The organism is Amycolatopsis saalfeldensis (assembly GCF_900110575.1).
Lineage (GTDB): Bacteria > Actinomycetota > Actinomycetes > Mycobacteriales > Pseudonocardiaceae > Amycolatopsis > Amycolatopsis saalfeldensis.
In genome coordinates this window covers 61,008-67,084 of sequence record NZ_FOEF01000031.1, presented here as the reverse complement: position 1 = coordinate 67,084, position 6,077 = coordinate 61,008, and the positions used below count along the sequence as shown (strand labels likewise).

At 69.8% G+C, this 6,077-nt stretch carries 5 protein-coding genes; all 5 read left to right on the top strand.

All coding sequences use genetic code 11. The features are described from left to right. Positions 1-529, top strand: a 529-nt coding sequence (locus BMY97_RS41890) for a TraG/VirB4 family ATPase (RefSeq protein ID WP_177231801.1), incomplete at its 5' end; no start/stop codon positions are given. 81 nt (positions 530-610) lie between these two features. Next, positions 611-1,447: a GP88 family protein gene (locus BMY97_RS41885; RefSeq protein WP_091628704.1), complete on the top strand. Its 837-nt coding sequence runs from the start codon at positions 611-613 to the stop codon at positions 1,445-1,447. A 48-nt stretch (positions 1,448-1,495) separates the two neighbouring features. Next, complete coding sequence (locus BMY97_RS41880; RefSeq protein ID WP_091628702.1) at positions 1,496-3,997, top strand: type IV secretory system conjugative DNA transfer family protein; 2,502 nt, start codon at positions 1,496-1,498, stop codon at positions 3,995-3,997. 69 nt (positions 3,998-4,066) lie between these two features. After that, complete coding sequence (locus BMY97_RS41875) at positions 4,067-5,101, top strand: replication-relaxation family protein (protein WP_091628701.1); 1,035 nt, start codon at positions 4,067-4,069, stop codon at positions 5,099-5,101. A 6-nt stretch (positions 5,102-5,107) separates the two neighbouring features. After that, positions 5,108-6,061, top strand: coding sequence for a M23 family metallopeptidase (locus tag BMY97_RS41870; RefSeq protein WP_091628699.1), 954 nt, complete (start codon positions 5,108-5,110; stop codon positions 6,059-6,061). Positions 6,062-6,077 lie beyond the last annotated feature (16 nt).

Below are 6,077 nucleotides of genomic sequence, written 5' to 3'. Positions count from 1 at the left end.
GTCCAACCCGGCCATCCGGCGCCCGCGGCTGATCACCGTCGACGAAGCGTGGCTGCTCATGCACGACCCCGCCGGCGCGCGGTTCCTCCACCGCATGGCCAAAGCCGCCCGCAAACACTGGGCCGGCTTGACGATCGCGACCCAAGACGTCGGCGACGTCCTCGCCACCGAACTCGGGAAAGCGATCATCTCCAACGCCGCCACCCAGATCCTCCTGCGCCAAGCGCCGCAAGCGATCGAGGAGATCGTGGCGACCTTCAACCTGTCCGAAGGCGAGAAGCAGTTCCTGATCTCCGCGGACAAGGGACAAGGTCTCCTGAGCACCGGCACCCAGCGGGTCGCGTTTCAAGCTTTGGCTTCACCGCAGGAAGATGCCTTGATCACCACAGATCCGGCCGAGCTGGCACAGTACGCAGACCCCGAAACTACCACGGACGACAGCATGTTTGTCGATCTCGGCACCGACGACGCCGAGCTGGCTCTTGATGCGGACGTGGACGATCACGTCGACCTCGGCCACGCCGCCTAGCGCGCCGCAGCGAATCGTCTCAACCACCCCATTTCTGCTCGTTTCCCGTGCCCGCCTGACGGGTCGTTTGTGAGGTGCCGTATGTCCTCTTCCACCACCACGCCTGAGGTTTCGGTGCGGCCGGCCCGGTTGCTGACACAGAACCGGGAGATGCGCGCGATCGGCGTCTGGAACTGGACGCTGCCCGCGCTCGCCGCCCGACTGCCCGACGGCCGGACCCAGGTGACCTGTCCCGCGGCATCGGCGTGTACCCGGATCTGCTACGCCCGCAACGGAACCTATCTCTTCCCCGCGGTGAAAGCCAAGCATATCGCCAATCTCGCGTACGTCCTCGACGACCTGACGGGGTGGGAAGCCGCCATGATCCGCGAGCTGTCGGCGACCCGCTTCGCCGGGAAGTTCATCCGGGTGCATGACGCAGGGGATTTCTTCTCTGATTCCTACACCTTGGCGTGGTGTCGCGTGATGCGCGCCTGCCCGCAGGTGACGTTTTATGCCTATACCAAGGAAGTCCGCCGGTTCAAGCGGTTGATCGAACCGGACCCGCCCGGGAACTTCTTGTGGGTCTACAGCTACGGCGGTCGTGAGGACTTGTTCATCGACCCCGACCGGGACCGGGTCGCGGATGTGTTTCCCGATGGGGACGCGATCGCCGCGGCCGGGTGGTCGTCGCAGGAAGCCTCGGATCTGCTGGCGGTGCTCGGCCCGAGGTTGGTGGGGGTGCCCGCGAACCGCATCCCGCAGTTCCTCAAACGCATGGGCACACGGCGGCTCTCCGAGTGGCAGGCGGAGATCGACGCCGAACGGGCACGCACGCGGCGCGGCCATCTCCGGCTCGTGCCCGGCGGCCGGGCCGCCTCGGCGCCGGCGCCGGAACGCCGTCCGGGCGCGGACGGTGCCGAGCGGCGCGCGGCCTGAACGCCGCACCCTGCCGGAGCTTTCTCCTTGCGCGAGAAGAGGTTTCTGATGTTTGCTGCCCATTCTGTCGTCGCGCAGGCGGGGATACTCGCCTCGCCGGTGCAGGACTACCTGCGTGATCCTGGTGGTGCGGTGCGTGTGGTGGTCACCGCGCTGCGGGATGTCGTGGTGTCGTGGGGGCCGGTCGCTGGTCCGGTCCTGGTGCTCGTGGTGGCCGGTATCGTGGTCGGGCGCCGGTGGTGGGCGCGCCGGTGCCATGACCGGATGGCCGCCGACGCCCGGGTGGTCACGGTGCTGGCCCCGCCCACGGTCGATCCGGACGGTGCGGCGGCCTTGTACTCCAATCTGGTCGGCCTGCTACGGCCGGGCTGGAGACGCCGGATCCACGGTCAGCCGCATATCGTGTGGGAGTACGTGTTCTCGCACGCCGGGGTCGCGTTGCGGCTGTGGCTGCCGGGTGTGGTGCCGCCCGGGATGGCCGAGCGGGCGATCGAGGCCGCCTGGCCCGGTGCGCACACCCGGACCACCCCAGGCAGGCCTCCGATCCCGCTGTCCAGCCCGCCGGGGAAGGCGGTCGAGGCCGTGGGCGGGGAACTGCGCCTGGCCCGTACCGAGGCCCTGCCGATCCGGTCGGACTTCCCGGCCGATCCGGTCCGGGCACTGCTCGGCGCCCCGGTCGGGCTCGCCACCCATGAACGGGCCGTGGTGCAGATCCTCGCCCGCCCGGTCACCGGCGCGCGTGTCCGCACCGCGCGGCGCGCGGCCCGCCGCGCCCGCGCCGGCACCTCGACCACCGTGGCCGGGCGTCTGCTGGATCTGCTCACACCGCACACCGGATCACGTACACCTCGCGCCACAGCGAAAAAGCCGGTCGTCGACCACCAGACGTCGCTGGAAACCTCGGCGCAGGACCGGGTCATCGTGACCAAACAGCGCGGCTCCCAGTACGAAACCCGCATCCGCTACGCCATCGCCACCCTCGTCCCCGACCACACGCCCAGTGCGGAACGGGTCCCGGTGCGGGAGCACCTGCGCGGACGCGGCCACGCCATCGCCAGCACGTTCGCGGCCTACAGCGAGCACAACTACTACCGCCGCGTCCGCCTCCCCCGCCCCGTCCAGGCCGTGGCCGAACGACGGCTCACCTCCGGTGACCTGCTCTCGATTCCGGAGCTGGCGGCGCTGGCGCACGTCCCGACCGACGAGGCGGTGCCCGGTCTGCAGCGTGCCGGGGCGAAAGCGGTACCGCCGCCGCCGGGGATCGCCACCGAGGGCCCCGGGGTCAAGCCGATCGGGATCACCGACTCCGGCCACTCCCGCCCGGTCGGGCTGCGGGTGGCCGATGCCCGTCATCATCTGCACATCCTGGGTGCGACCGGGTCAGGCAAGTCCGAGCTGATGGGCCGGATGATCCTCGACGATGCCGATGCCGGCCGCGGCCTGGTCGTCATCGACCCGAAGGGCGACCTGGTCGCCGACGTGCTGATGCGGCTGCCGGCGCGACTCGGGGAGAAGGTCGTGCTCTTCGACGCCGACAGCCGGGCCCGCCCGCCCGTGCTCAACCCGCTCGAAGGCGCCGACACCGCCCGCACCGTCGACAACCTCGTGTCGATCTTCTCCCACGTCTACGCCTCCAGCTGGGGACCGCGCACCGAGGACATCCTCCGCTCCGGGCTGCTGACCCTGCGCGAGCTACCCGGCACGCCCACGCTGACCGACCTGCCAAAACTGCTCACCGTTCCCGCGTTCCGGCACCGCGCGCTCGAACAGATCTCCGACGACATCCTCACCGGGTTCTGGACCTGGTACGACGACCTGTCCGACGCCAGCCGGGCCCAGGTCGTCGCCCCGTTGATGAACAAGCTCCGCGGTCTCTTGCTCAGGCCGTTCGTGCGGGCCTCCCTCGCCGGTGGCGAGTCCACCGTGGACATGGATGCGGTGCTCGACGGCGGAATCTGCCTGGTGCGCCTGGGCAAGGACGCGCTCGGGATGGACACCGCGCGGCTGATCGGCTCTATCGTGGTGGCCCGAACCTGGCAGGCCGCCACCAGGCGAGCCCGGATACCGCAGCGCGACCGCCGCGATGCCTCGCTCTACATCGACGAGTGCCACAACTTCCTCAATTTGGCGTACCCGATGGAGGACATGCTCGCCGAAGCCCGGGGTTACCGGATGTCGATGACGCTCGCGCACCAGTACCTGCGCCAGCTCCCGCGCGAACTGGAGGAAGGCATCAGCACCAACGCCCGCTCGAAGATCATTTTCTCGGCGTCGCCCGAAGACGCCCGGCACCTGGCCCGGCACACCGCGCCCCGGCTCTCCGAGCACGACCTAGCCAATCTCGGCCGGTTCCACATCGCAGCGCGACTGGTGCTCGACAGCGAGGAAGCTCCCCCGTTCACCGCGGTCACCGAGAAACTCCCGCCCGCAATTCCCGGTCGGGCCAAGGAGATCCGCCGGCTCGCGCGCGTGAACACCGAGCCTCGAAACACGCCCGAACCGACCGAGAACGTCCAGCCGGTGGCGTTCGATCCGCGCCGCGCGGCCTGACCCCACTCAGCTTTTCCGTTTGCCCGCAGGGCGTTCTCACGTCCTGCCGTACTGGAGGTGCCCGTCACGATGGTGAGCAATCCCACCCCACAAAGGCAATTGCGTGCGCATCGGCCGGAACGACCTGCTGCGCGCGTGCTGAACTCGGCCGAGCACCACGCGTGGCTGGCCCGGCATCTCACCGACCGCGACCGGTGGCTCGCCCGGATGCTGTTCGAGCACCACGTGCTCACCAGCACCCAGATCATCGACATCGCCTTCACCGGTCGCCGCGGGGCGAACCTGCGCCTGCGCAACCTCTACCAGTGGGGCGTGCTGCACCGGTTCCAGCCTCACCGCGACCGCGGCTCGCACCCGATGTACTACGTCCTCGACACCGCCGGAGCTGTCGCGCTGGCTCGCGAGGACGGCATCGATCCCAAGGAACTGGGCTACAGCCGCGAACGCGAGATCGGACGCGCTTTCTCGCTGCAGCTGGCGCACACCGTGGGCTGCAACGGGCTGTTCACCGCCCTGATCCGCCGAGCGCGTCAACCCGGTGCCGCTGGTGTGCTCGCCGCCTGGTGGTCGGCCGCCCGGTGCGGCCGGCACTGGGGCGACATCATCACCCCGGACGGCTACGGCCGCTGGCGCGAGGCCGGCCGGGAGGTCGAGTGGTTCATCGAGTTCGACTTCGGCACCGAGCAACTGTCCCGCCTGGCGGGCAAGCTCGCCCGCTACGAGCGGCTGGCCGAGGTCACGAGCATCACCACACCCGTGCTGGTGTGGCTGCCCAGCGCCACACGCGAGGTCAACGCACGCAGGGCCATGGCCGAGGCGCTGCGCGGCCTGGACCGGCCCGCACGCGTACCCGTGGCGACCAGCAGCGGCGAAGCCGCCGCGGACCCGCTCGACATGGCGGCGCCGCGCTGGCGACGGCTCGACGAGTCCGGCACCGCCGGTCGCGTGGCGCTGGCCGACTTGCCCACCCTCTGGCCGAACCTACGCGCCTCGGCCCCCGGCAGCGGGCAGCGCCCGACCGCCGCCACGCCCGTGACCGCGCGTCCGGAGGTGCCCCCGCCCACCCCGATGCCCCCGCCCGCCCCCACGCGTCCGTGGAGGTGATGCGTCATGGGCAAGGTGGCCGCCGCCGGCGCCGGGTTCGTCGTCGTCATCATTCTCTTCATCGGCGGCGGCGCCATCGCCGTGGTCCAAGCCGTGTTCGGCAGCTCCAGCAGCTCCGCCGAGGGCCTGAACTGTGCCCCCGCCGGAGCGAGCGCCACCTCGGCAGCGGGGTACGGACCGCAGGAGATGGGCAACGCCGCGACGATCATCGCCGTCGGCAAACGGATGAACGTACCCGAGCAGGGCTGGGTCGTCGCGATCGCCACCGCGCTCACCGAGTCGCACCTGAAAAACCTGAACTACGGCGATCGCGACAGCATCGGCCTGTTCCAGCAGCGCCCCTCACAAGGCTGGGGAACGGCCGCGCAGATCAAGGACCCCACCTACAGCAGCGAACAGTTCTACCGGCATCTGCTGGCGCTACCGAACTGGCAGAACATGCCGGTCACCGTGGCCGCCCAGACCGTGCAGCGATCGGGCTTTCCCGACCGCTACGCGACATTCGAGCCAACAGCACGCCAGATCGTCGGGGCCGTCCAAGGTGCCACCTGCACGACCAGCGCCACGACCGGCGGCTGGACGACCCCCACGAACGGCACCTGCACCTCCACATTCGGGTACCGCGGCAGCGAATTCCACAAAGGACTCGACATCGCGGCTCCCATCGGTACGCCGATCCTGGCAGCCAACTCCGGAACGGTGATCAGCTCAGGGCCGGCGTCCGGCTACGGGCTGTGGGTACGCATCCAGCACGGGAACGGGATCGTGACGATCTATGGTCACAACGACCACAACCTCGTCCGCGAAGGGCAATCCGTTCAGGCCGGCCAGCCCATCGCCGCGGTCGGAAACCGGGGAGCTTCCACCGGAGCACACCTGCACCTGCAGATCGAGACCAACGGGCAGGCCGTCGACCCTGTGCAGTTCTACCGGCAGCGAGGACGCCAGCTCTGTGGGTAGGTGCGCACAAGCTGGT

What these genes read in the sequence shown, in the direction of transcription:
- BMY97_RS41875 (WP_091628701.1), top strand. Translation starts at nt 4,067, where the DNA reads ATGGTGAGCAATCCCACCCCACAAAGGCAATTGCGTGCGCATCGGCCG.
- BMY97_RS41870 (WP_091628699.1), top strand. Translation starts at nt 5,108, where the DNA reads ATGGGCAAGGTGGCCGCCGCCGGCGCCGGGTTCGTCGTCGTCATCATT.
- BMY97_RS41880 (WP_091628702.1), top strand. Translation starts at nt 1,496, where the DNA reads ATGTTTGCTGCCCATTCTGTCGTCGCGCAGGCGGGGATACTCGCCTCG.
- BMY97_RS41885 (WP_091628704.1), top strand. Translation starts at nt 611, where the DNA reads ATGTCCTCTTCCACCACCACGCCTGAGGTTTCGGTGCGGCCGGCCCGG.